The sequence below is a fragment of the Lentibacillus sp. genome (genome assembly GCF_035301675.1).
Lineage (GTDB): Bacteria > Bacillota > Bacilli > Bacillales > Amphibacillaceae > Lentibacillus.
Window position 1 is genome coordinate 57,005 of sequence record NZ_DATGTT010000010.1, and the last position, 23,470, is coordinate 80,474.

Below are 23,470 nucleotides of genomic sequence, written 5' to 3' on the forward strand. Positions count from 1 at the left end.
GAGCCAGACCCCCCACTTCAATTTGCCAAGGAAATCAGGAGTAATCAATGGTAGGCCAGCTGCCCGTACATGTCCGATTCTGTTCAACTAACATTCAGGTGGGGAAAAGCGCCCCACTGCATGAAGTTTCACTTTATATCTTAGTAAATCGATTTTAGGAGGAGGAAATGAAACATATACAAGGTTCTTCAATGACGGGGTTTATAACAGTCCTGGTTGAGGGCAAAGATCCGGAGCTGTTCTTCCAGAAATGTATTGAACGGGATATTGTCGTTTGGAACGTGGAAAAAAAGTCTGAAACGTCTTGTGCCGGAAATATAAAATTAAGGGATCTTACCGCGTTAAAGCAAGCGAGGCGCGGGACTGATTATAAGTTGACCTTTACAAATAAACGCGGTGTCCCATTTTTGATCAAGCATTTTTCCCGGAAAAAAGAGCTGCTTATTGGTCTTTTGCTAAGTATATTGCTCATTTTTTTCTTATCCAATATTATTTGGGAAGTCAAGATAACTGGCGTCCCAAAGGATATTGAGGAGAAAATCAGTGATAAATTGGAGGAATATGGAATACACCAGGGGACATGGGCATTCTCTTTAGATTCACCAAGTGATATTCAGCAGCGATTAATAAATGATATACCTGAGCTGCTTTGGGTTGGCATTAAACAAAATGGGACAAGCTTCAGATTGGAAGGCGTGGAAAAAACGATCGTTGAGGAAGAAGAAGTTGAAGGTCCAAGACACCTTGTGGCTTCCAAAAAAGGGGTGATTGAAGACATGTACGTTGCCAAGGGACAGCCAAGAGTCCAAGTGAACGATTTTGTCGATCCGGGGGATGTACTTGTTTCCGGAAAAATACAATTTGAGAAAAAAGATGACAACGATGAAAGTGGTGAAGAAAAAGACGACACGTATGAGCTGATTCCGGCAGAAGGCGAAGTTATTGCAAAAACATGGTATGAAACTGAAGTGACAGTACCGCTGAAGGCGAGTCATGAGCGTCTGACAGGTGATACCGAAACGAAATATCATTTGAAATTAGGCGGCATTGAATTTCCTGTCTGGGGATTTGGAGACCCGGAGTATCAAGATATTCATCGGGACCGGCATGAAAAAGATCTTTATTTATTCAAATGGAAACTACCGGTATCATTGATGGAAACAACGATAAGCGAAAAAAAATATTATGGGACAAAAAGGAGCAAAGCTGAGGCTGTTGATATCGGGGTAAAACAAGCTAAAAATGAATTGCAGTTAAGGCTGGGGCCTGAAGCGGAAATAATTTCTGAAAATATTTTGCAAGAAACCATCGAGAGTGGTAAAGTTAAATTAATCTTATATATGGCTGTTGAAGAAGATATTGTTAAACAAGAACCAATCGACCAAGGAGATTGATTATGCCGAATAACTTGAAAACAATCGAGTTACAGCTATCAGGTCCAAATGAAGCACTGGCATTGTTTGGGACCAATGATAAATATTTAAAACAGATTGAAGAACTTCTTAACGTCTCTCTTATTACAAGGGGAGAGCAGGTAAGTGTTTCAGGCAGCAGTGAAAGTACAGCACTGGCAGAAGAAATTCTTTTGACATTGCTGTCGATTGTAAGGAAGGGGCTCGACATCACTGAAAGGGATGTTGTCTATGCAGTTGATCTGGCTAAGAAAGGAAAGATAAATCAATTTGAAACCCTCTTTGAAGACGAAATAACCAAGAATGCAAGAGGGAAATCAATCCGTGTTCAGACATTGGGACAGAAGCGTTATACAGATGCCATTAAGGCCCATGATCTGGTCTTTGGCATCGGTCCGGCCGGTACCGGCAAAACGTATCTGGCAGTTGTTATGGCCGTGCATGCCTTAAAAAACGGGGATGTTAAACGGATTATTTTAACACGCCCTGCAGTTGAAGCAGGTGAAAGCTTAGGCTTCTTGCCGGGTGATTTAAAGGAAAAAGTGGATCCGTATCTAAGGCCTTTATATGATGCTTTACACGATGTGTTTGGAAGTGAGCATACCTATAGATTAATCGAGCGCGACACGATTGAAATTGCACCATTAGCATACATGCGCGGACGAACGCTTGATGATGCGTTTGTAATACTGGATGAAGCGCAAAATACCACACCAGAGCAAATGAAAATGTTTTTGACTCGGCTTGGATTTGGTTCCAAAATGGTCATTAACGGTGACATAACCCAAATCGATTTGCCCAATGGGGTGCAATCAGGACTACAAGTAGTCAAACGGCTTTTAGCATCTGTCGAGGGACTCTCATTTATCCATTTCGACGGAACAGACGTTGTTCGTCATCCTTTAGTACAAAAAATAATTGATGCCTATGAAAACGCGAACTGAAGCCTAAAGCAGCGTAAGATCCACGGGCCAAGCGTGTCTTATTTCCATATTAATCATGTTGATGGATGGGCAACTGCACGAATGCCCGATTAATCGGATATTCTGTATCAGACCATTGGTGAACATTGAAAGGAATCTTCCATTTAAGAATGCAATATCCTGTCAAGGAGGCTAAATCATGCATATTGATTTTCATGATCAGACAAAATCTGTACCTTCCGATTACGTTGATCTACTGCAGCGTTTACTGGTATTTACAGCGAAAAAAGAAGAAATTGCCAATGAAGCCGAAGTTTCGGTTACGTTTGTCAGCAATCAGGAAATTAAAGAAATCAACCGGAACTATCGCCAGCAGGATAGACCGACAGATGTCATTTCGTTCGCGATGCAGGAAAAAGTGACGGATGAGGTGGAGATTATCGGTGAAGCTCTGCCGCTTGTGCTGGGTGATATTGTTATCTCGGTTGATAAAGCCAAAGAACAGGCCGAAGAATATGGGCACTCACTTGAAAGGGAACTGAGTTTCCTGTCTGTTCATGGTTTTCTCCATCTGCTTGGCTATGATCATATGAACAAGGAAGATGAAACTGAAATGTTCCGAAAACAAGATGATATTTTGGATGAATTTGGCATTGAGCGATAAACGGAAGGGATCATTATTTGGGTTTTCACATGCATGGGATGGCCTCAAAGCCGTTGTCAGAACTGAACTGAATTTCAGGATACACCTTATAGCCGCTTTGGGCGTTATTTCAGCCGGATTTGTCTTTCGTTTGACAGTATTAAAATGGATAATGGTTTTGTTCGCAATTGGTTTGGTTCTGGTTGCTGAAATGTTGAATACAGCTGTTGAAAAAATGATTGATTATTTAAAGCCGGAGATACATCCGCAGGCAAAAGCAATCAAAGATCTTGCAGCAGGTGCTGTACTGGTTTCCGCACTTATTGCTGTTGCGGTGGGTTTATTTGTTTTTCTCCCCGAACTCATGAAATTATTTAAATAGTATCGACCTGAACCTTCCATAGCTGAAGGTTTTTTAACTTGTCGCATTTTGTTGCAAAAACTGTTCTTTTGAATGGTTTTGTCCAATTGCATGAAACATGCTTGATTTTATAGTATGATAAAAATATCAATAGAAAAATATTCAAATTATACGTCTCGGAGGAAACATCATGGCAGGTAATTTTAAATCAGGATTTATTGCTATAATCGGCAGGCCAAACGTCGGAAAATCAACGTTCATGAATCAAATGATCGGGCAAAAAATTGCGATCATGAGTGATAAAGCACAGACAACGCGCAATCGGATCCAGGGCGTGCTCACCTCCGATGATGCTCAGCTGGTATTCATTGACACACCGGGAATCCATAAACCGAAGCATCATTTAGGAAATTTTATGGTAAAGACGGCTGAAGACACCTTAAATGAAGTCGATGCCGTGCTGTTTATGATTAACGCAAAGGAAGGCTATGGAAAAGGGGATCAATACATACTGGACAGGCTGCAAAAAATTAAGCGACCGGTTTTTCTTGTCATTAATAAAATCGACCTTGTACATCCCGATGATCTGTTGCCTCTAATCGATATTTATAAAGATAAATATGATTTTGAAGAAGTTATTCCAATTTCCGCACTGCAAGGCGATAATCTGACGCATTTGCTTGGTGAACTAAAAAAACATATACCCGAAGGCCCGCAATATTATCCTGAAGATCATGTAACCGATCATCCGGAGCGGTTTATTATCACTGAATTAATACGTGAAAAGGTGCTGGAGTTAACCAGAGAAGAAGTTCCGCATTCAATTGCGGTTGTACTTGAAAACATGGAAGAAAGGGCGTCTAATAGTGTCTTTATCCAGGCAACGATTGTAACTGAACGTCAGACGCAAAAAGGGATCGTGATCGGCAAACAGGGTACAATGCTTAAGAATATCGGCAGAAATGCCCGAAAAGATATTGAGGCACTTCTCGGATTAAAAGTGTATCTGGAGCTTTGGGTGAGAGTCCGGAGAGATTGGCGCAATAAACAATCCCAGCTTCATGAATTCGGCTTCCGGAGTGACGAGTATTAACATACTTGGTAAATTTTAAAACTCATTGATTCAGCGCCTGTGGAAAATCTAATAGTGAACACATTATGGAAAGGCGGGGTTTCTTGTGATCGACTTAACATGGAAATTATTTAGTCAGACAGGAAACATTGAAACCTATTTGTTGTTAAAAGAGCTTGAAAAAAATGAATCAATTGAACAAACCGGGAACCAGCAAAAAGAAAAAAGGAATTCCCTCAATTCAGAATCATGATGAGTCATCTGCACTGTTAAGAAGGTGATACGGATTGCTCGAAAAAATGCAGGGTATTGTCATGAAGACACAGGATTATGGCGAAACACACAAGATTGTGACAATCTTCAGTGATAAAGCTGGTAAGATATCAGCAATAGCCAGAGGTGCAAAAAAACCAAAAAGCAGAATGGCTGCTGTCACGCAGCCATTCATATATGGTGATTTTTTTATTTATCTTAGTTCGGGTCTGAGTACCATACAACAAGGCGATGTTCTCAATTCATTGCGACGTATCCGGGAAGATATTATCAAGACAGCATATGCATCCTATATTGTTGAGCTGACCGATAAATTAACAGACTCTCATTCACCCGACCATTATCTTTTTGATCAGCTTTATCAGACGTTGAATTGGATTGCGGAATATGACGATGCTGATATTCCTATTATGATGTATGAATTAAAACTTTTTAAAGAAGGCGGCTTCGCACCAAGCGTGGATAAATGTGTCAGCTGCGGTAATAAAGATGGGTTCTTTGCGTTTTCAATAGCGGAAGGCGGTTTGCTCTGTGCCGCATGCCAGCATATCGACATGAATGCAATTCCACTTCCGAACAACCTGGCACGCTTATTTCATATATTTTCCGAAGTTGAACTGGAACGGATTGGAACCATTTCAGTGAAGCCGGAAAACAAAAAGCTGCTCCGTGATATTATGGATGCATATTATGATCAGTATGGCGGCTATTATCTCAAAACAAAACGATTTTTGAAGCAGCTCGATAAACTGAAATAACCTGATTTCTTGACAATAAGCGCGTCTTATCGTAATATTTTTGTACATAAATCTAACAGGTTTAAGTATTGTGCTGACGGAGAAAAGTACTTATTGTTTACTGTTGCAAGCGAGTCCGGGACGGTGGAAGCTGGATAACAGAACATAAGGAATGGCGCTCCTGAACAATTGGAATAAAGCGGCTCTTGCGTAAGAGCAAATAGGGTGGAACCGCGGATTAACCCCCGTCCCTATGCAGGTGCAATACTTGCATAGGGACGGGGTTTTTAATTTCATAAATGATATGGAGGATATATTAATGACAATTCAGGAGATAATTTTGACACTGCAAAAACATTGGTCTGACCAAAATTGTATTCTCATGCAGGCATACGATGTGGAGAAAGGAGCTGGGACAATGTCACCGATGACTCTGCTTAGAAGCCTGGGTCCGGAGCCATGGAATGTGGCATATGTTGAACCGTCACGACGTCCTGCGGATGGGAGATATGGTCAGAACCCAAACCGCCTGTACCAGCATCATCAGTATCAAGTCATTATGAAACCATCACCGGATAACATTCAGGAATTATATCTTCAATCACTTGAAGCACTGGGAATTAATCCATTAGAACATGATATTCGGTTTGTGGAGGACGATTGGGAAAATCCTACCCTTGGAGCTTCCGGGCTGGGCTGGGAAGTATGGCTGGATGGCATGGAAATCACCCAATTCACTTATTTTCAGCAAATCGGCGGACTCGAAGCCAATCCCGTTTCAGTTGAGCTGACATATGGGATTGAACGTCTGGCCTCCTATATTCAAGATAAAGAAAACGTCTTTGATCTGGAATGGACCGACGGCGTCAGTATCAATGATATTTTTTTCCAGCCGGAATATGAACATTCAAAATACGCCTTCGAAGAATCTGATACGGATATGCTTTTTCAGCTCTTCACAATGTACGAGAACGAAGCTAGAATAACGATGGAAAAAGGATTGGTATTCCCTGCGTATGATTATGTATTAAAATGTTCCCACACATTTAATTTGCTTGATGCAAAAGGCGTTATTGCAGTAACTGAACGGACAGGGTATATTGCCAGAATTCGCAATCTTGCCAGAAGTATTTCCAAAGCATATGTTGCAGAACGGGAACGTCTGGGCTTTCCAATGCTGAACAAGGAGGCAGAATAATGACTAAAGATGTACTGGTAGAAATTGGACTCGAGGAACTCCCGGCACGCTTTGTGGATGACGCTGAAAATCAGCTGCTGACTAAAACGGGAAACTGGTTTAACGACTTACGGATTTCCTATACATCGATTGTTTCTTTTTCAACCCCGCGAAGATTGGCCGTATTGATCAAAGACGTTGCAGAAGAACAAACATCATTGGAGGAAGAAGTGAAAGGGCCGGCATTAAAAATCGCCCAGGATGAAGACGGGAATTGGACAAAAGCCGCAGTCGGTTTTACAAAAGGCCAGGGACAAGCCGTAGATGATATTTATACGAAGGATGTAAAAGGGACGACGTACATCTTTGTCAAAAAGCAAATTATCGGTAAGCCAACACATGAATTATTGCCGCAGTTCAATGAGATCATTACATCTATCCAATTCAAGAAAAACATGCGCTGGGGAGAACAATCATTGCGGTATGCGCGCCCTGTCCGCTGGATTGCAGCATTATTCGGTCATGACCTCATTCCGTTTGAAGTGGCCGGTGTCAAGGCAGATAACCGTACGTATGGTCATCGCTTTTTAGGAAAAATGACGACGTTATCCGCACCTGATGAATATGAGAAAGCGCTGGAAGGTCAGTATGTTATTGTTAATCCGGAAAAACGCAGACAAATGATTATTGATGGCTTGAGAAAAGCTGAAGCCGAACACGGCTTTCGAATTCCGGAAGACGATGAACTGCTTAATGAAGTGTGCAATCTGGTGGAATATCCTACTGTGTTTGTCGGTTCATTCGATGAATCTTATTTGTCACTTCCGCCTGAAGTGCTGATAACGTCGATGAAGGAACACCAGCGTTATTTCCCTGTCCAATCAAAAGACAGTAAATTGCTTCCATACTTTGTTGGTGTTAGAAATGGGGATGGCTATGCACTTAATACGGTTGTCAAAGGAAATGAAAAAGTATTGCATGCGAGGTTATCGGATGCCCAGTTCTTTTTTGAAGAAGATCAGAAACAGCCAATCAATTATTACTTGGAAAAGCTGGAGCGGATTGTATTTCAGGAGAAACTTGGAACAATTGGTGATAAAGTCAAACGGATTACAGCCATCTCAGATCAATTGACAAAATGGCTCAATCTCAATGAAGAAACCCGTTCAAACACACTTAGGGCAGCCGAAATATGCAAGTTTGATCTGCCGACAAATATGGTTGATGAATTTACAAATCTGCAGGGGATCATCGGCGAAACGTATGCCCTTAATGCCGGCGAGGAGCAAGCTGCTGCAAGGGCTGTGGCAGAGCATTATCTTCCTGTTCAGTCAGATGGCGTACTTCCTGAAACTGTCGAAGGTGCAATTGTCAGCATTGCTGATAAAATCGATACGATTGTAGGATGTATTTTTGCGGGACTGATTCCAAGCGGTTCCCAGGATCCATACGCACTGCGAAGGCAGGCAACTGGTGTTTTAAAAATACTTAAGGCATACAATTGGAATATAACTGTTGAGTCGTTACTGAATTTGGCTGAACAGCAGTATAAGGATTCAAATACTGGTGTGTCGGAAAAAGAAAAATCTAGAACCGAAATAAAACGGTTCTTCAGTCATCGGATTACGTATCTTTTAAAAGAATCCGCTATTCAACCGGATGTTATCCAAGCAGTTTTATATAACGGAATCGGGATTATTCCATATCTGGCTGCAAAAGCTGAAAACTTATCATATGAACGGAATAATCCGGAGTTTAAGCCGGTACAGGAAGCACTTGTCCGCGTGTTGAACCTGGCTTCTAAAACGGATCTCTTAACAATCAGCCGGGGAATTTTTGAGACGGACTCGGAACAAAAGCTGTATGAAACCTATTTAACAGTGAAGGATGACTACGAAAGTGCAAATAATAATCAGGAAGCTGCAAATGCATTGCGTCAACTGGGAAAATTGTCACAGCCGATTCATGATTTCTTTGACCATAATATGGTTATGACCGATGTGGAGGCAATCCGCAATAATCGCCTGGCTCTGCTGAATAATATTGCGGCTTTAATTTGTACTTATGCGGACTTGTCAGCAATTGAATGGAAACAGCATTTTTAAGAATGTCACTATTTCCTTTTTCACTGTTAAACGTGTATAATATTTAAAAACAGTATGACACATTTGAGCAATCAGGTGGTGAAAAAGTGGAATTATCGAACAGACAAGAACAGATTCTCGGCATTGTAAAAGAAAATGGGCCAATAACAGGCGAAAATATAGCAGAAAAATTGAATCTAACACGGGCAACATTGCGTCCGGATTTGGCCATTTTGACGATGGCAGGTTTCTTGGAAGCCAGACCCCGGGTAGGTTATTTTTATACCGGAAAGACAGGAACGGAACTGTTGACTGAAAAAATAAAGCAGTTTAAAGTTTATGAATATCAGTCAGTCCCGATTGTCGTCAAAGAGAATGCTTCTGTATATGATGCCATTTCAACAATGTTTCTTGAAGATGTGGGGACTTTGTTTGTTGTGGACCAGAATTCATTCTTAACCGGTGTTTTATCAAGGAAAGATTTATTGAGGGCCAGTATCGGGAATCAGGAATTAGATGCAATACCGGTACATATTATCATGACGCGAATGCCTAATATTACGGTCTGTTACCGGAATAATCTGCTGATTGATGCAGCCAAGAAACTGATTGATAAACAAATTGATGGTTTACCGGTTCTCAAGGAATCAGAAAAAGGGTTTGAGATTGTTGGACGAATTACAAAAACTACCATCACTAAAGTATTTGTTGAACTGATTATGGATGAGCATTTATAAGGGAGGAGGATAATCTATGCAAGATAAACCACTCGTGTACGTTCTTTCCGACTCAGTAGGTGAAACAGCGGAGTTAGTTATCAAAGCGGGGTTAAGCCAGTTCAATAATGGCGAGTATCGAATACAGCGGGTTCCGTATGTGGAAGATAAGAAAACGATTGATGAAACTTTGCAGCTGGCAACGGAAAAAGAGGGGATTGTCGGTTTTACATTGGTAGATCCTGATTTGCGGTCGTATTTGAATACACAAGCCGGCGAAATGAATGTTGAGGCAATCGATATAATGGGCCCGATGATCAATGCAATGAAGCGATCTTTTAGCAGTGATCCGCGTTTGGAACCCGGATTGGTCCATCAATTGGATGAAGACTATTTTAAACGGGTTGAAGCAATCGAATTTGCTGTAAAATATGATGATGGCAGAGACCCGCGTGGAATTGCACGTGCAGATATCATTCTGATTGGTGTTTCCCGAACCTCCAAAACACCATTATCACAATACTTGGCACATAAACGGCTGAAGGTGGCCAACGTTCCTATCGTTCCAGAAGTCGATCCTCCTGAAGAACTGTTTGATGTAAACCCCGATAAATGTATTGGGTTGCGGATAAGTGCTGCCAAGCTTAATGATATCCGAAAAGAACGTCTAAAAGCATTGGGGCTTGGTGATCAGGCAACCTATGCAAATATGGAACGAATTCAACAGGAGCTGCAATACTTTGATGAAGTTGTTGAAAAAATCGGATGCCGCGTTGTTGATGTATCACATAAAGCAGTCGAAGAAACAGCAAATACCATCATGCGTATGATAAAGTGAAACTTTATTCAGCGGGGCGTATTCCCCCCACTGAATATTAGTTGAACCGAATCGGGCATTTAGGGACAGTTATCCGTCGTACTTTGACGGTTTACTGTCCATTAGATGCGGGGAAAAGTAGAAACTTCATTCAGTGGTGAAAAAACAGCTATAAAAAATCCCAAAAATAATTATAATGAAAAACATTCTGTGCAAAAGCAGGATGTTTTTCTGATTTTCAGATGATTCTGACGCCTAAAGCAATGCGTCATCAACTGGGAATCTTAAGCAAAAATGAATTATTGATTTCCTATAGCTTTTTTTATGATTTTGTATTATAATTATTATTTGTGTAAAAATATACAACAAGTATAAATTTGACTCATTTGTGAACGAGGGATATACAGAAAAATAAAATATTGCGATTTAAGAAGGAATAATGAATCATTGTGTAGAATATATGTAGTAAATCCCTGTGAGCAAAATACGTTTACACAAGTGCTTCAAGAGGTACAATAATACAGTGACTTGATAGTCCTTCCAGTTTGGTCGGGCAGTCCAGAAAACAACATGATTTTGGACTTGCAGCGAAGATTTTTGTGATGATGGAAGGTTTTTTTACGCTTTAAGTAAAAAAATTTGTCGAATAATGAAGGATTTTCTTTGTGAATATCGAATTATGGAGGCATGGGTGGTAAATATGCCTGACCAGGTATCAGAAGATGTCATTGAGGAAGTGCGAAAAACCAATGACATAGTTGATGTCATTGGCGAATATATACAACTAAAAAAACAAGGGCGGAATTATTTTGGCCTCTGCCCGTTCCATGGTGAAAAGACACCATCATTTTCCGTAACTCAGGAAAAACAGATTTTTCACTGCTTCGGATGTGGAAAAGGCGGGAACGTATTAACATTTGTTATGGAAATGGAGCAGTATACGTTTTATGAAGCGTTAAGGTTTCTTGCAGATAAAAGCGGCGTGGATTTGCCGGATGTTTCTCACCGGCAAAAATCGTCCATGTCACAGGAAAACCAGAGCATACTTTCCGCTTCCGAGTGGATTACCAAGCTTTATCACCACCTTCTGCGCTATACAAAAGACGGAAAAACAGGCTATCAGTATTTTAAGGACCGAGGTATAACAGATAAAACAATTGATACATTCCAGCTCGGTTTTGCCCCGAATGTAAAAGACTTTACAGCAGAATTTTTGCAGAAAAAAGGATTTCATCAACAAATTCTTGTCAAAGCGGGTCTCTTGTCATTAAACGAAGATAACTCGATAACAGACAGGTTCAGGGGCAGAGTCATGTTTCCGATCCGCAATCACCTTGGGAAAACAATTGCCTTCGGGGGCCGGACAATTTCCGAGCAGGAACCGAAATACTTAAACAGCCCTGAAAGTGATTTGTTCCAAAAAGGTAAAATTCTTTACAATTTTGATCTGGCAAAAAAGCACATCCGTAAACAAAGTGAAGCTGTTTTATTTGAAGGTTATATGGATGTCATATCTGCCTACGAAGCCGGGGTTAAAAATGGTGTGGCTACGCTTGGAACATCGTTGACAGAGTCACAGGCAAGACTTCTAAGAAGGTATGTCGATGCGGTTATTATTTGCTATGACGCCGACAAAGCAGGCAATGAAGCTGCCTATAAGGCCGCCGGGCTGCTGCAAAAGATAGGCTGTCACGTCAAAATAGCCAATATGCAGGATGGTATGGATCCGGATGATTTCATAAGCGAATTTGGTGCTGAAGCATTTCAAAATCAGGTTATCAAATCGAGTCTGACTTTTACAAGCTTTTATATGAAGTATTTGAAAAAAGACTATAATCTTAGTCTTGAAGGGGATCGCATACAATATATCGAAAAATTATTGGAGTACCTTGCGACGATTGAGAGCTCCGTCGAACGGGAATATTATTTAAAAGAGGTCAGCGACTCCTATAACGTATCAATGGATTCATTAAAACAGGAAATTCTGTCTAACCGTGAAAAGATGGGGCTTGGTAAGGATAAGATAAATAAGAACAGATATACTAATAAGGTGTCTGAACATGATCACGCAAAAAAATTACTCCCTGCATTTCACAATGCAGAACGGCAGCTTCTTGCATATATGTTGCAAGATGCGTCTATTACTGATAAAGTGCAGGAGGAAATAGGTGCTTCCTTTAATATTGAGGAGCATAAAGTTATTGCTACGCACTTATATGCTTTTTATGAAGAACATCAACAACCTGATGTCAGTATGTTTGTTGAAATGCTGACGGATGACAGACTGAAGCAAATGGTTACAGATATCGCAATGATGTCACTGCATGAAAATATATCAAATGATGAAATTAATGATTATATCCGAAATATCCGTGCTGAGAACAGCAATAAGGGAGATATTCAATCTTTGAAAGAGGAACAAAAGCTGGCTGAACAACAAAATGATCCAATAAAAGCAGCCGGAATCGCTATGCAAATCATTGAACTCCAAAAGCAATGGAAAAGTATAAATTGACTGTAGTTGGAAGGAGGGGGACTCATGGCCGAAAATAAGCCTTCACAAACAAAAGAAAATAACAGTGAACTTACACTGGAACAAGCGAAAGATCAGTTGCTCGAGATGGGTAAGAAGCGCGGCGTACTGGCTTATGAAGAAGTTGCCGACCGCCTGTCGGGTTTTACGATTGAGTCGGAGCAGATGGACGAATTTTATGAGTACCTGACAGAGCAAGGTGTAGAAGTGATCGGAGACTCCGAAGAAGACCCTAAAATGCAGGAGATCGCCAAAGAGGAAGAGTTCGACCTGAACGACCTCAGTGTCCCGCTTGGAATCAAGATAAATGATCCTGTTCGCATGTATTTAAAGGAAATAGGGAGAGTGGATTTATTATCCGCGGCTGAAGAAATTGATCTGGCCACCCGAATCGAGAATGGCGATGAGGAAGCAAAAAAACGCCTTTCAGAGGCTAACTTGCGTCTGGTTGTCAGTATCGCCAAACGATATGTCGGACGTGGTATGCTGTTTCTTGATTTAATCCAGGAAGGAAACATGGGTTTAATTAAAGCTGTTGAGAAGTTCGACTATCGGAAAGGGTTTAAGTTCAGTACGTATGCGACATGGTGGATTCGCCAGGCTATTACACGGGCAATAGCGGACCAGGCACGTACAATCAGAATACCTGTCCATATGGTTGAAACGATCAACAAGCTGATTCGTGTCCAACGGCAATTATTGCAGGATCTTGGCAGGGAACCGACACCTGAAGAGATCGGCAAAGAAATGGAGCTCCCGCCTGATAAGGTCCGCGAAATATTAAAAATAGCACAGGAACCTGTTTCACTTGAAACGCCAATCGGTGAAGAAGACGATTCACACCTGGGTGATTTCATTGAAGATCAGGAAGCTGTATCACCGTCTGACCATGCGTCATACGAATTGTTAAAAGAACAATTGGAAGACGTACTGGATACACTCACCGACCGTGAGGAAAATGTATTGCGCCTGCGTTTTGGACTTGATGACGGCAGGACAAGAACACTGGAAGAAGTCGGCAAGGTATTTGGTGTAACCAGAGAAAGAATACGACAGATTGAAGCGAAAGCATTGCGGAAATTAAGGCACCCAAGCCGCAGCAAACGTTTGAAGGATTTTTTGGAGTAGCATATATCAGTCATTGAACACACTTTTCGTGTGCAATGGCTGCTATACATATATTTGGAATAGTATAGTCAATCATAAATGGGACATTACCAATGACTTATCCATTCAATCCTTAATATAACAGGTTTTATGTTTATCTTTTCTTAAATTGTCACATCTTTTTCCTTTCATCTTAAAAGGTTTTAAAGTAAAATAAATTTAAGTATGTTATTAATCCCAGTAAGAATGATACATAAGGAGGAAGTACGATGGGTAAAAACGCAGTCTTACCTTACGCTTTAATTGCCGGTATAGGGATACTATTAGTTATCGTCGTATCAGTTGTTGGTTTAAACCAGCAGGAAGCTATACAGGAAGAAGAAAGTGGCGGAGAACAGAGTGAACAGCAGGAAGGCCAGTCCGGTGGTGACAGCGGCGGCGAATCTTCTGGTGGCGGAGAAACAGCCGCTAATGGTGAAGAGGTCTTCCAGAATAACTGTGCCAGCTGCCATGGACAAGACTTATCGGGTGGCGCCGGACCTGCTCTGGACACCGTCGGAAGTAAGTATTCCAAGGATGAAATAAAGCAAATCATTAAAGATGGATTTCCGCCAAAAATGCCTGCGGGACTGGTTCAGGGCAAAGATGCCGACGCTGTAGCACAATGGCTTTCTGAGCAAAAGTAATATGAGATTATGAACAATGTTAGCGCAAAAGAGTAAGCTTACTGGATGGACAGCAGGCTTGCTCTTTTGTACTTTATAAAAAGGTATGAAGTAGATAAGGGGATCAGGATGAATAATAATCTAAGACTTTCAAACCGTCTGGAAAAAATAGCATCTTTTATAGCAGAAGGCACAACATTTGCGGATATCGGCTCAGACCATGCATATCTTCCCTGTTATGTGTGCCTCCATGACAGAAACGCACAAGCGATAGCGGGAGAAGTACGTAAAGGCCCATTCCAACGAGCTCAGAAAACTGTCAGCCATTTCGGCTTATCAAATCAAGTGGATGTGCGACTTGGGGACGGTTTGCAAGTTCTGCAGGATTGTGAAGTTGCATCCGTTATTATAGCTGGAATGGGCGGCTCTCTGATTAAAACCATTCTGGATGAGGGATCAGATCGACTTGGCAGTGTTGAGCAGATTATTGCCCAGCCAAATATCGATGAACAAAGTGTGCGTCAATGGCTCATCAGGCATGGTTTTACAATTGCGGATGAAACAATGGTTGAGGAAAACGGGTATATTTATGAAATAGTAATAGGTTCTAATCAAGGTGGCATACAGGAACTGACAGAAAAGCAATTGTTGTTTGGTCCATATTTACTGAAACAAAAACCGGAGCTTTTTTATCAAAAATGGAAACATGAACATGATAAACGGGCACGGACACTCGAACAGATGAAAAAGGCCAGTGTACCGGATGATAAAAAGATAACTGCGTTTACAAATGAGTTAACATGGATTGAGGAGGTCTTAAGTGATGACAACGGTTATGCGTAACTTGGATATTTTTAAGGCAATGGAATCGTGGGCACCCAAACATCTGGCTTATGACTGGGATAATGTAGGCCTACAGATCGGCTCTTTTCATAAGCCCGTCAAAAAGGTTATGGTGACGCTTGATGTACTGGAAGCAACAGTTGACGAAGCAATCGAAAATAAAGTGGATTTGATTATTGCACACCACCCATTATTGTTTAAGCCTATGAAGCAAGTGAATGTGGATACAGCAAAAGGGCGCATCATCCAAAAACTGCTGCAGCATGAGATTTCCGTCTACGCCGCCCATACAAATCTGGATGCAGCAAACAGCGGCGTAAGCGATATGTTGTGCGATCTGCTGGCTGTCCAGGATACGAAAGTACTTGAACAAAACCATATTGAAAAACTGGTTAAGCTCGCGGTATTTGTGCCGGAGACACACGCAGAACAAGTCCGGGATGCGATGAGTGAAAAAGGTGCAGGTCATATTGGTGACTATAGTCATTGCACATTTCAATCACCAGGCCAGGGTACATTTAAGCCGCTGGAAGGGACAGATCCATATATCGGCAGTAAAGGGGAAATGACGTTTGTTGATGAGGTCAAAATTGAAACAATATTGCCGGCTTCAAAACTGTCATCTGTACTGGAAACCATGATTGCGGCACACCCGTATGAAGAGGCCGCCTATGATATCTATCCTGTTGAAAACAGCGGTACTGCCTATGGTATCGGGCGCATTGGCACATTGGATCAAAAACTTACGCTTGAAGCTCTATGTGAACGAGTAAAAACAGCACTTAACGTGCCGGGTGTCCGGTTAACCGGTGATTTGGATAAAGAAGTCAGTAAAGTCGCTGTGTTAGGTGGCAGCGGTGAAAAATATATTAATAAAGCTAAACAAATGGGGGCAGACGTCTATATAACCGGTGACATGACGTTCCACACGGCTCAGGATGCGCAAATTATGGGATTGTCAGTCATTGACCCCGGCCACCATGTCGAAAAAGTGATGAAAGATTACACAAAATCATATCTTGAGGATTATTTTACAAGTGACGAATTGGAAATCAGTATATCCAAGACGAATACCGAACCGTTTCGATTTATTTGATGCATAAAATTCCAATTACGTTTATAATAAAGTGAAACTTCATTCAGTGGGGTGCTTTCCCCCACTGAATGTTAGTAGAACAGAATCGGGCATTTATGGGAAGTTAACCGTTGTTCCTCGGCGGTTTACTTACCATAGAGGCGGGATAAACAGCAGCACTCAATTTTGTATCAATTAAAGGAGTCCGCGACATGGATAATCAATTTAACACGTTTTCGTTTCGCCCCGTTATGGCGGATGTTATAGAACAATTAAATTTTTATGAACCAACAGCCATTCAGCAGCAGGTTATCCCAGCTGTATTAGAAGGGACAAGTGTTATCGGGCAATCAGTGACAGGCTCCGGCAAAACGCATGCCTACCTTTTACCATTATTGAACGGGATTAACACAGAAAAACAAGAAATCCAATTTGTGATGACAGCCCCGACACGGGAACTGGCCATGCAAATTTACGAAGAGGTCAGAAAAATTATTGATTACGCCGGCATGCGCGGAAGATGGAATGCTAAATTGCTTGTCGGCGGTACCGATAAACAAAAGTCGATGGAAAAATTAAAAAGGCCGCCGCATATCATTGTTGGAACTCCCGGGAGGATTCTGGATTTGATAAAGGAAGAGGCTATTTCCATTTTCTCTGCATCCGCTTTTGTTATCGATGAAGCCGATCTTATGCTTGATTTAGGTTTTATCCATGATGTCGACCAGTTGCTTGTCCGATCAAAAGAGGGCATACAAATTCTTGCTTTTTCTGCAACAATTCCGCAGCAGCTGGAGCAATTTTACCGAAAGTACCTTGAGAATCCGCTGCATGTAAAAATTAATGATAAATTATCACCCGAGACATTGGAACATCGACTAATTCCATACAAACACCGGGAAGCATCCGATATTATCCTGGATATATCCAAAGCAATACAGCCTTATTTAGCCATCATTTTTGCAAACGGGAAAGAGGCTGTCGACACATTAGCTGCTTCACTGCAGCAAAAAGGTCTTGACGTTGGCATTATTCATGGCGGTTTGTCTCCAAGGGAGCGAAAAAGGATGATGAAGGATATTCAAAACCTCCGTTATCAATATATTGTCGCTACTGATCTCGCTTCACGTGGAATCGACATTAAAGGAGTCAGCCATGTCATTAACGCCCATCTCCCGAAAGAGGAAGATTTTTATATCCACCGTTCAGGCCGAACAGCACGGGCCGGGATGGAAGGAACAGTTATCAGTTTGTACCGAGATCGGGATATAAAGCTGATTGAAAAATTGCAGCAAAAAGGAATGACTTTTACATTTTGGGATGTAAAAAATGGTGAATGGAAAGAATCCAAATCATGGAATGAGCGGAATCGCCGCAAAAAAACCATTGATAATATTGATTCCGAAGCATGGAAAAAAGTTAAAAAAACCAAAACTGTGAAACCTGGATATAAGAAAAAAATGAAAAAACAACAAGAAGAGATCAAGAAACAAATGAAACGAAAGTCGAACAGGAAACGATAATAATTTTTGGGGTGAGGATATGTTAAAAATAGGGTCACATGTATCGATGAGCGGAAAGAAAATGTTGAAATGGTCCAGTGAACAAGCTGTTTCATATGGGGCCAACGTATTCATGATTTATACCGGAGCACCACAGAACACAAAACGTAAACCTGTAGAAGAGTTAAACATTGAAGCCGGAAGAGAACATATGAATGAAAATGGCATCATTGATGTCGTGGTTCATGCACCGTACATTATTAATATCGGCAATACTACAAAACCCGAAACATTCGAATTGGGTGTTGATTTTCTGCGGAACGAAATTGATCGGACGTCTGCCATTGGTGCAAAACAAATAGTACTGCATCCGGGCTCGCACGTTGGAGCCGGAGCCGATAAAGGAATTGATAAAATTATTAAAGGCTTGAACGAGGTGCTTGATAAAAATAAAGATGTTCAAATTGCACTGGAGACAATGGCGGGGAAAGGATCTGAGATTGGGCGGACCTTCGACGAACTGGCCCAAATTATCGATGGCGTTGCTCATAATGAAAAATTGTCAATCTGTCTCGATACCTGTCATATCCATGACGGCGGTTATGATATTGTGAATGACTTTGACGGGGTTTTGAATGAGTTCGACAAAATTATTGGAATTGACCGCTTGAAAGTTGTTCATGTCAATGACAGTAAAAATGAACAAGGCGCTCACAAAGACCGTCATGAAAACATCGGCTTTGGCTATATTGGTTTCGACGCACTTCATTATGTTATTAAACATCCCCAGCTGGAGGGATTGCCGAAAATTTTAGAAACACCTTTCGTAGGGGAGGATAAGAAAAATAAAAAGCCGCCGTATAAATTTGAGATTGACATGATTAAAAACGGTAAATTTGAAGAAGATTTAAAAGAAAAAATTATGAATCAGTAGCAAAGAAGGAATGACGTTATCAGATCAGGCGTCATTCCTTTTCACGTAATCGATTGTGCTGTTTTGAGTCAATTTTTTACTTAAGAAAGCATAGTCTGCACCGCCGCATCTTGCAAAGCGGCAAACCGTCCGCAACGGACTCAAGACTCATAAACCACCTATTTAAAAAACCCTTCCAAGCCATATGACTTAATTATTCCCTGAAATAAAGTTTGGGCTTTATTGGCAGTCTGTTTGTCGGTTATGCGTGCAAGCTCTTTAAACATTCTGGCACGATATGTGGGGTCAAATGGATCAATTGGATGTTGTTTTAAATAGGCTGTAATATCCTCTGCTTGTTTTCTGCTAATGGAAAAATTATATTGTTTTGCGTAATCCAGCAGTTCATCAGATGAAAGCTGCTTCAGTTTTTTTGTGATCAGTTGTTTCATGAATGTTGACATAAATCTGCTCCTTAAATGATAATTTTGATTTATTATATGTTTGAAACCGGAAAATATATCTTGTACTTGAAAAGGATATTCCATGAAATACCAGCTGTATAATTGTCATCCATCCATAAACTATAAATGCACCTCGTTTCAGGAAAGAGAGGTCTTGTTGATGGATGAAAATAATCGTCGTCTGAACAGTTCAGAAAACGGACCGAAGCTGGAAGAACAGCCGGATACTGATGACATGGTAGCCACTAACTTTGATGGTGACCAGCCACGTGTGGAAGACACCCAAAGCCGTCGGGATGAGGAATTCGCCTCTGAGATGACTGCTGATGACATTGAAGAGCCAGTTGATTCAGATGAAGATGGCACGGAAGTAAACAGTGCTTTTGGATGGATTGCCCTGGCGTTATCCATTATTTCATATTTCATCATGCCAATTATTCTTGGTGGTGCAGGGATCATAATGGGATTTGTATCAAGGAACCGGGGTGCAGATACACTGGGAAACACAGCAATTATTGCAGGTGCAATATCCATCCTCATCACATTGTTTGTGCTTCCATATGTATGACGGAAAAGGGCTGAATATTTTCAGCCCTTTTTCCTTTAATACGAAGGAAAATAATAGTATTTCCCTGGTTCGATGTGCAGTGTTTCCACATTGGGATTTAACGCTTTGAAATCGGCCTGAATTTGCGAAATATCCAATTGCTTATCATTCTGATGATCCAATTCTTCCACAATGCTTAAAACAGTATCACCCTTATTCACTTTTACTTTTGTGGCGGTTAACGATTCCTGTACGATCGTATTGTTGTCATAATGTATCTCCGGCTTGTTGTTCAATGGCGTCCCAACCGTTAAATCCTTATGGATGCTGACTATAAACAGGATTATAAAAACATATATAAGCATTCTTTTTATTGAATTCATACTTTTTTGCCCCTTAAAATGAAACTATAGTCACGCTCAACCGTATAATAGATGAGGAAATGGGGGGGAGATGATAATGGCTGTTTTTTCAATGGACTGGACCGGTTTTATTTTGACAGGTTTTGCAACATTATTTCTGATTGGTGAACTGCTTGTAAACATGCGCGGAATATTTGGTTTGCTTGGAATGGGGTTCATTGTGGTCTATTTTGCAGTTTACCTTGAAACAGGCTCCTTTATCTTTATGCTTATTATTTATCTTGTTGGAATATTACTTATAATGATTGACGGCAAGATCATTAATGACGGGACACTTGCGACGATTGGTCTTGCTTGTATGCTGCTGGCAGTTGCCTTGGCGGCGCCAAATCTGTTTGCCGGTATGTATGCAATCATCGGAGTTCTTATTGGCGGGTTTTCTTCATTGCTCTTTTTAAAAGCATTTAAACGAAGGGAAATGTGGTCCAAAATTACACTGAAGGATCAATTGACAAAAGAAAAAGGCTACAATTCCATGAATCAGGAATATGAGAAATTACTCGAAAAACCGGGAATTACATTAAGCGATATGCGTCCAGTCGGAACCATTCGAATAAATAATAAAAATTACAGCGCAGTCTCAAATGGAGAGTGGATTCCCAAAGATAGTGACATTAAAGTCGTTCATGTTGATGGAACAAAAATATTGGTGGAAAAATATAGTGATGAGTAAGGTTATACCCATGAATCGTAATGATTCATGGGTATTTTGTGGAATGAAACTTCCAGAGTCAGGGTATCTAATAAAACAAGGGCAAGATAAGATTGTAAATTTAATGTTAAGTTTTCTATATATCCTTTACAAAACATTAATCATGCTTTAATAATGGAAAAGGTATGCGACAAATTTCAGCATGGTTCGAAGGGTGGAATATTTTTGGATATCGATGTGCAGACACTGATATTTGAATTTGTCGGCGGTCTTGGTATTTTCCTTTTGGGTATTAAGTATATGGGAGAAGGGTTGCAAAGATCCGCCGGCGACAGACTCAGTGACATATTGGACAAGACTACCAGCAATCCATTTCTGGGGGTTTTGTCAGGTATTGTAGTAACGATTTTAATTCAAAGCAGTTCCGGGACAACCGTGTTAACGGTTGGTTTGGTTAACGCCGGATTCATGACGGTCAGACAAGCGATTGGTGTCATTATGGGGGCCAACGTCGGCACAACCGTCACGGCATTTATCATAGGTATTGATCTGGAAGCATATGCACTTCCGATTATAGCCCTCGGTTGCCTTCTGCTCTTTTTCTTTAAAAACCAAAAAGTTCAAAATGTTGGGCAGGCAATTTTTGGTTTTGGTGCACTATTTTTAGGACTTAGGTTTATGGGAGAGGCAATGGCACCGCTTGAAGGTGTACAGGCATTTCAGGATTTAACGCTGAGTATGAGTGAAAACCCTATTTTGGGTGTTGTGATTGGCACATTATTTACAATCATAGTTCAGAGTTCAAGTGCTACAATCGGTATATTACAGGGATTATTTTCTGAAGGTGCGATTGATTTGATGGCTGCTTTACCAGTATTGTTCGGTGACAATATCGGGACAACCGTTACAGCATTGCTGGCATCGATTGGCACAACGATAGCGGCAAGACGTGCAGCTTTGGTCCATGTGACGTTTAACTTGATGGGGACGACGATAGGGTTAATATTGCTGGCATTTTTCACTCAATATGTTATTTACTTGCAGGAAACCTTAAATCTGAACCCGGAAATGACCATCGCATTTGCTCACGGAAGTTTTAACCTTGCGAACTTAATCATCCAGTTTCCGTTTATCGGGGCTCTTGCATGGATGGTAACGAAAATTATCCCTGGTGATGACGCGGTAATTGAATATAAACCAAAACATTTGGATCCGATTTTTATTCAGCAATCCTCTACCTTGGCACTCGATCAGGCAAAAGCGGAAATCATTCGCATGGGTGAATATGCTTCTAAAGGACTTGAAGAAACAAATTTGTATTTAACGACGCAAAGTCAGAAGCACTCGGAAATGGCTTTGCAAGTAGAAGGTGCCCTGAACAATCTTGATCGAAAAATCACGGATTATTTAGTCGAACTTTCCGGTGAATCGATGACTGAGCTGGAGGGTGCCAAGCATACGGTGCTAATGGACTCTGTCCGCGATATTGAACGGATAGGCGACCATTTTGAAAATATCATTGAATTGATTGATTATAAAATTTCCAATAAAGTTAATATGACTGAACAGGCTCAGGAAGATTTGAATAATATGTTTGACTTGACAATTCTTACTGTAAAGCAGGCAATTAATGCACTTGACAATATGGATCGTGAAGAAGCATTGGCAGTAGTGCAAAAAGAGGATCAAATTGACAGGCTGGAACGCAACTACCGTAAAAAGCATATTATTCGGATGAATGAAGGTCTCTGTTCCGGATCAGCTGGAATTGTTTTTGTAGATATTATCAGTAATCTCGAGCGAATAGGTGACCATGCTTCGAACATCGCTGATGATGTTTTAGGCGAATAGCGAGCTGAACCGTGACAGGTGTTTTTGGGCAGTTAGCCTAGTGTTCGCAGCGAAGTATTGTCTATTATAAATGGGATAAAGAGGTGCAAAGCGCCTCTTTTTATTGCTGTTTAAAATTTCCTCTGTTTTTGGTATATGTCATAATATAGTTAATGGACTATTTTTGTTGAAAACAACTTATGAACATGCTATAGTATTCATTGTCGTTCGAATTTTTCGTTGCCAGATACCCGTAAATTCATGCGGATAAGTTATTGACAGATTCTGTCGTACGTGGTAAATTATATTTCGTTGCCGGCTAATAAAGCAGTTTTGAGAGAAGCTTCGTGCAATGAAAAAACTTGCAGCACGACGAGCATAAAACATATGATTATAACACCTTGATATTCATTTCAGATTATTCCACAGTAGCTGACCGCAGGCGCCATTGAATAAGCTGCTATGTGCAGGTCTGCGAGGAGTGCAGCATCATCGAATAATCTTGGCAGCACGACGAGCATAAAACATATGATTATAACACCTTGATATTCATTTCAGATTATTCCACAGTAGCTCAGTGGTAGAGCAATCGGCTGTTAACCGATCGGTCGCAGGTTCGAATCCTGCCTGTGGAGCCACGTGGCGGCGTAGCTCAGCTGGCGAGAGCGTACGGTTCATACCCGTGAGGTCGTGGGTTCGATC

23 protein-coding genes, 1 tRNA gene and 1 other annotated feature are annotated in these 23,470 nt (G+C 41.0%); of the genes, 22 read left to right on the forward strand and 2 right to left on the reverse strand.

Annotated features, from left to right (window positions below):
- The first annotated feature begins 167 nt into the window (after positions 1-167).
- From yqfD to VK097_RS01745, 18 genes are all read left to right on the forward strand, one after another.
- Complete coding sequence (gene yqfD, locus VK097_RS01660) at positions 168-1,394, forward strand: sporulation protein YqfD (RefSeq protein ID WP_324210057.1); 1,227 nt, start codon at positions 168-170, stop codon at positions 1,392-1,394.
- 2 nt (positions 1,395-1,396) lie between these two features.
- Positions 1,397-2,356 (forward strand): PhoH family protein, encoded by a 960-nt coding sequence (locus tag VK097_RS01665; RefSeq protein WP_324210058.1) that lies wholly within the window; start codon positions 1,397-1,399, stop codon positions 2,354-2,356.
- Positions 2,357-2,534: 178 nt separating this feature from the next.
- Positions 2,535-2,999, forward strand: coding sequence for an rRNA maturation RNase YbeY (gene ybeY, locus VK097_RS01670; RefSeq protein ID WP_324210059.1), 465 nt, complete (start codon positions 2,535-2,537; stop codon positions 2,997-2,999).
- A complete protein-coding gene (locus VK097_RS01675) occupies positions 2,989-3,360 on the forward strand; it encodes a diacylglycerol kinase family protein (protein WP_324210060.1) in 372 nt (123 codons plus the stop codon). The genes ybeY and VK097_RS01675 overlap by 11 nt, the downstream gene beginning before the upstream one ends.
- A gap of 169 nt (positions 3,361-3,529) precedes the next feature.
- The gene (gene era, locus VK097_RS01680) at positions 3,530-4,432 is read left to right on the forward strand and encodes a GTPase Era (protein ID WP_324210061.1); all 903 of its coding nucleotides are present in this window, start codon (positions 3,530-3,532) and stop codon (positions 4,430-4,432) included.
- Positions 4,433-4,517: 85 nt separating this feature from the next.
- The gene (locus VK097_RS01685) at positions 4,518-4,664 is read left to right on the forward strand and encodes a YqzL family protein (RefSeq protein ID WP_324210062.1); all 147 of its coding nucleotides are present in this window, start codon (positions 4,518-4,520) and stop codon (positions 4,662-4,664) included.
- A gap of 34 nt (positions 4,665-4,698) precedes the next feature.
- Positions 4,699-5,442 (forward strand): DNA repair protein RecO, encoded by a 744-nt coding sequence (gene recO / locus VK097_RS01690; protein ID WP_324210063.1) that lies wholly within the window; start codon positions 4,699-4,701, stop codon positions 5,440-5,442.
- A gap of 64 nt (positions 5,443-5,506) precedes the next feature.
- Positions 5,507-5,677 (forward strand) — a binding site (T-box leader).
- A 63-nt stretch (positions 5,678-5,740) separates the two neighbouring features.
- Entirely contained in the window at positions 5,741-6,619 is an 879-nt protein-coding gene (gene glyQ, locus VK097_RS01695) for a glycine--tRNA ligase subunit alpha (protein ID WP_324210064.1), read from the forward strand.
- Positions 6,619-8,703, forward strand: coding sequence for a glycine--tRNA ligase subunit beta (gene glyS / locus VK097_RS01700; protein ID WP_324210065.1), 2,085 nt, complete (start codon positions 6,619-6,621; stop codon positions 8,701-8,703). The genes glyQ and glyS overlap by 1 nt, the downstream gene beginning before the upstream one ends.
- An 86-nt stretch (positions 8,704-8,789) precedes the next feature.
- Positions 8,790-9,419 (forward strand): transcriptional regulator CcpN, encoded by a 630-nt coding sequence (ccpN, locus tag VK097_RS01705; RefSeq protein WP_324210066.1) that lies wholly within the window; start codon positions 8,790-8,792, stop codon positions 9,417-9,419.
- 16 nt (positions 9,420-9,435) lie between these two features.
- Positions 9,436-10,236 (forward strand): pyruvate, water dikinase regulatory protein, encoded by an 801-nt coding sequence (locus VK097_RS01710; protein WP_324210067.1) that lies wholly within the window; start codon positions 9,436-9,438, stop codon positions 10,234-10,236.
- Between the two features lie 679 nt (positions 10,237-10,915).
- On the forward strand, positions 10,916-12,730 hold the full coding sequence (dnaG, locus tag VK097_RS01715; RefSeq protein ID WP_324210068.1) for a DNA primase: 1,815 nt from the start codon (positions 10,916-10,918) through the stop codon (positions 12,728-12,730).
- A 24-nt stretch (positions 12,731-12,754) separates the two neighbouring features.
- A complete protein-coding gene (rpoD, locus tag VK097_RS01720) occupies positions 12,755-13,876 on the forward strand; it encodes an RNA polymerase sigma factor RpoD (RefSeq protein WP_324210069.1) in 1,122 nt (373 codons plus the stop codon).
- A gap of 248 nt (positions 13,877-14,124) precedes the next feature.
- Positions 14,125-14,541 (forward strand): c-type cytochrome, encoded by a 417-nt coding sequence (locus VK097_RS01725; RefSeq protein WP_324210070.1) that lies wholly within the window; start codon positions 14,125-14,127, stop codon positions 14,539-14,541.
- Between the two features lie 108 nt (positions 14,542-14,649).
- On the forward strand, positions 14,650-15,363 hold the full coding sequence (locus tag VK097_RS01730) for a tRNA (adenine(22)-N(1))-methyltransferase (RefSeq protein WP_324210071.1): 714 nt from the start codon (positions 14,650-14,652) through the stop codon (positions 15,361-15,363).
- Positions 15,344-16,459, forward strand: a complete 1,116-nt coding sequence (locus VK097_RS01735) for a Nif3-like dinuclear metal center hexameric protein (protein WP_324210072.1) — start codon at positions 15,344-15,346, stop codon at positions 16,457-16,459. The genes VK097_RS01730 and VK097_RS01735 overlap by 20 nt, the downstream gene beginning before the upstream one ends.
- A gap of 191 nt (positions 16,460-16,650) precedes the next feature.
- The gene (locus tag VK097_RS01740) at positions 16,651-17,961 is read left to right on the forward strand and encodes a DEAD/DEAH box helicase (protein WP_324210073.1); all 1,311 of its coding nucleotides are present in this window, start codon (positions 16,651-16,653) and stop codon (positions 17,959-17,961) included.
- A gap of 19 nt (positions 17,962-17,980) precedes the next feature.
- Positions 17,981-18,874: a deoxyribonuclease IV gene (locus tag VK097_RS01745; RefSeq protein ID WP_324210074.1), complete on the forward strand. Its 894-nt coding sequence runs from the start codon at positions 17,981-17,983 to the stop codon at positions 18,872-18,874.
- A 158-nt stretch (positions 18,875-19,032) separates the two neighbouring features.
- Here the strand turns inward: VK097_RS01745 and VK097_RS01750 are convergent, their stop codons facing one another.
- Complete coding sequence (locus VK097_RS01750) at positions 19,033-19,317, reverse strand: DUF2624 domain-containing protein (RefSeq protein ID WP_324210075.1); 285 nt, start codon at positions 19,315-19,317, stop codon at positions 19,033-19,035.
- Between the two features lie 160 nt (positions 19,318-19,477).
- Here VK097_RS01750 and VK097_RS01755 point away from each other — a divergent pair, with 160 nt between their 5' ends.
- Positions 19,478-19,885, forward strand: coding sequence for a hypothetical protein (locus tag VK097_RS01755; protein ID WP_324210076.1), 408 nt, complete (start codon positions 19,478-19,480; stop codon positions 19,883-19,885).
- A 35-nt stretch (positions 19,886-19,920) separates the two neighbouring features.
- On the opposite strand, the gene VK097_RS01760 is transcribed toward VK097_RS01755, so the two are convergent.
- The gene (locus VK097_RS01760) at positions 19,921-20,247 is read right to left on the reverse strand and encodes a hypothetical protein (RefSeq protein ID WP_324210077.1); all 327 of its coding nucleotides are present in this window, start codon (positions 20,245-20,247) and stop codon (positions 19,921-19,923) included.
- A 76-nt stretch (positions 20,248-20,323) separates the two neighbouring features.
- Here VK097_RS01760 and VK097_RS01765 point away from each other — a divergent pair, with 76 nt between their 5' ends.
- From VK097_RS01765 to VK097_RS01775, 3 genes are all read left to right on the forward strand, one after another.
- A complete protein-coding gene (locus VK097_RS01765; protein ID WP_324210078.1) occupies positions 20,324-20,959 on the forward strand; it encodes an NfeD family protein in 636 nt (211 codons plus the stop codon).
- Between the two features lie 204 nt (positions 20,960-21,163).
- Positions 21,164-22,789 carry a Na/Pi cotransporter family protein gene (locus tag VK097_RS01770; RefSeq protein ID WP_324210079.1) on the forward strand — a complete coding sequence of 542 codons (1,626 nt, stop codon included), beginning with the start codon at positions 21,164-21,166 and terminating at the stop codon, positions 22,787-22,789.
- 542 nt (positions 22,790-23,331) lie between these two features.
- A tRNA-Asn gene (locus VK097_RS01775) sits at positions 23,332-23,406 on the forward strand.
- Positions 23,407-23,470: the final 64 nt, after the last annotated feature.

Bases quoted from the DNA above. Each gene is read 5' to 3' on its own strand.
- era (WP_324210061.1), top strand. From the start codon at position 3,530: ATGGCAGGTAATTTTAAATCAGGATTTATTGCTATAATCGGCAGGCCA.
- VK097_RS01730 (WP_324210071.1), top strand. From the start codon at position 14,650: ATGAATAATAATCTAAGACTTTCAAACCGTCTGGAAAAAATAGCATCT.
- VK097_RS01755 (WP_324210076.1), top strand. From the start codon at position 19,478: ATGGATGAAAATAATCGTCGTCTGAACAGTTCAGAAAACGGACCGAAG.
- VK097_RS01665 (WP_324210058.1), top strand. From the start codon at position 1,397: ATGCCGAATAACTTGAAAACAATCGAGTTACAGCTATCAGGTCCAAAT.
- glyQ (WP_324210064.1), top strand. From the start codon at position 5,741: ATGACAATTCAGGAGATAATTTTGACACTGCAAAAACATTGGTCTGAC.
- yqfD (WP_324210057.1), top strand. From the start codon at position 168: ATGAAACATATACAAGGTTCTTCAATGACGGGGTTTATAACAGTCCTG.
- VK097_RS01765 (WP_324210078.1), top strand. From the start codon at position 20,324: ATGGCTGTTTTTTCAATGGACTGGACCGGTTTTATTTTGACAGGTTTT.
- glyS (WP_324210065.1), top strand. From the start codon at position 6,619: ATGACTAAAGATGTACTGGTAGAAATTGGACTCGAGGAACTCCCGGCA.
- VK097_RS01735 (WP_324210072.1), top strand. From the start codon at position 15,344: ATGACAACGGTTATGCGTAACTTGGATATTTTTAAGGCAATGGAATCG.
- VK097_RS01760 (WP_324210077.1), bottom strand. From the start codon at position 20,247: ATGAATTCAATAAAAAGAATGCTTATATATGTTTTTATAATCCTGTTT.
- VK097_RS01745 (WP_324210074.1), top strand. From the start codon at position 17,981: ATGTTAAAAATAGGGTCACATGTATCGATGAGCGGAAAGAAAATGTTG.
- VK097_RS01725 (WP_324210070.1), top strand. From the start codon at position 14,125: ATGGGTAAAAACGCAGTCTTACCTTACGCTTTAATTGCCGGTATAGGG.
- dnaG (WP_324210068.1), top strand. From the start codon at position 10,916: ATGCCTGACCAGGTATCAGAAGATGTCATTGAGGAAGTGCGAAAAACC.
- VK097_RS01710 (WP_324210067.1), top strand. From the start codon at position 9,436: ATGCAAGATAAACCACTCGTGTACGTTCTTTCCGACTCAGTAGGTGAA.
- VK097_RS01740 (WP_324210073.1), top strand. From the start codon at position 16,651: ATGGATAATCAATTTAACACGTTTTCGTTTCGCCCCGTTATGGCGGAT.
- ybeY (WP_324210059.1), top strand. From the start codon at position 2,535: ATGCATATTGATTTTCATGATCAGACAAAATCTGTACCTTCCGATTAC.
- rpoD (WP_324210069.1), top strand. From the start codon at position 12,755: ATGGCCGAAAATAAGCCTTCACAAACAAAAGAAAATAACAGTGAACTT.
- VK097_RS01750 (WP_324210075.1), bottom strand. From the start codon at position 19,317: ATGTCAACATTCATGAAACAACTGATCACAAAAAAACTGAAGCAGCTT.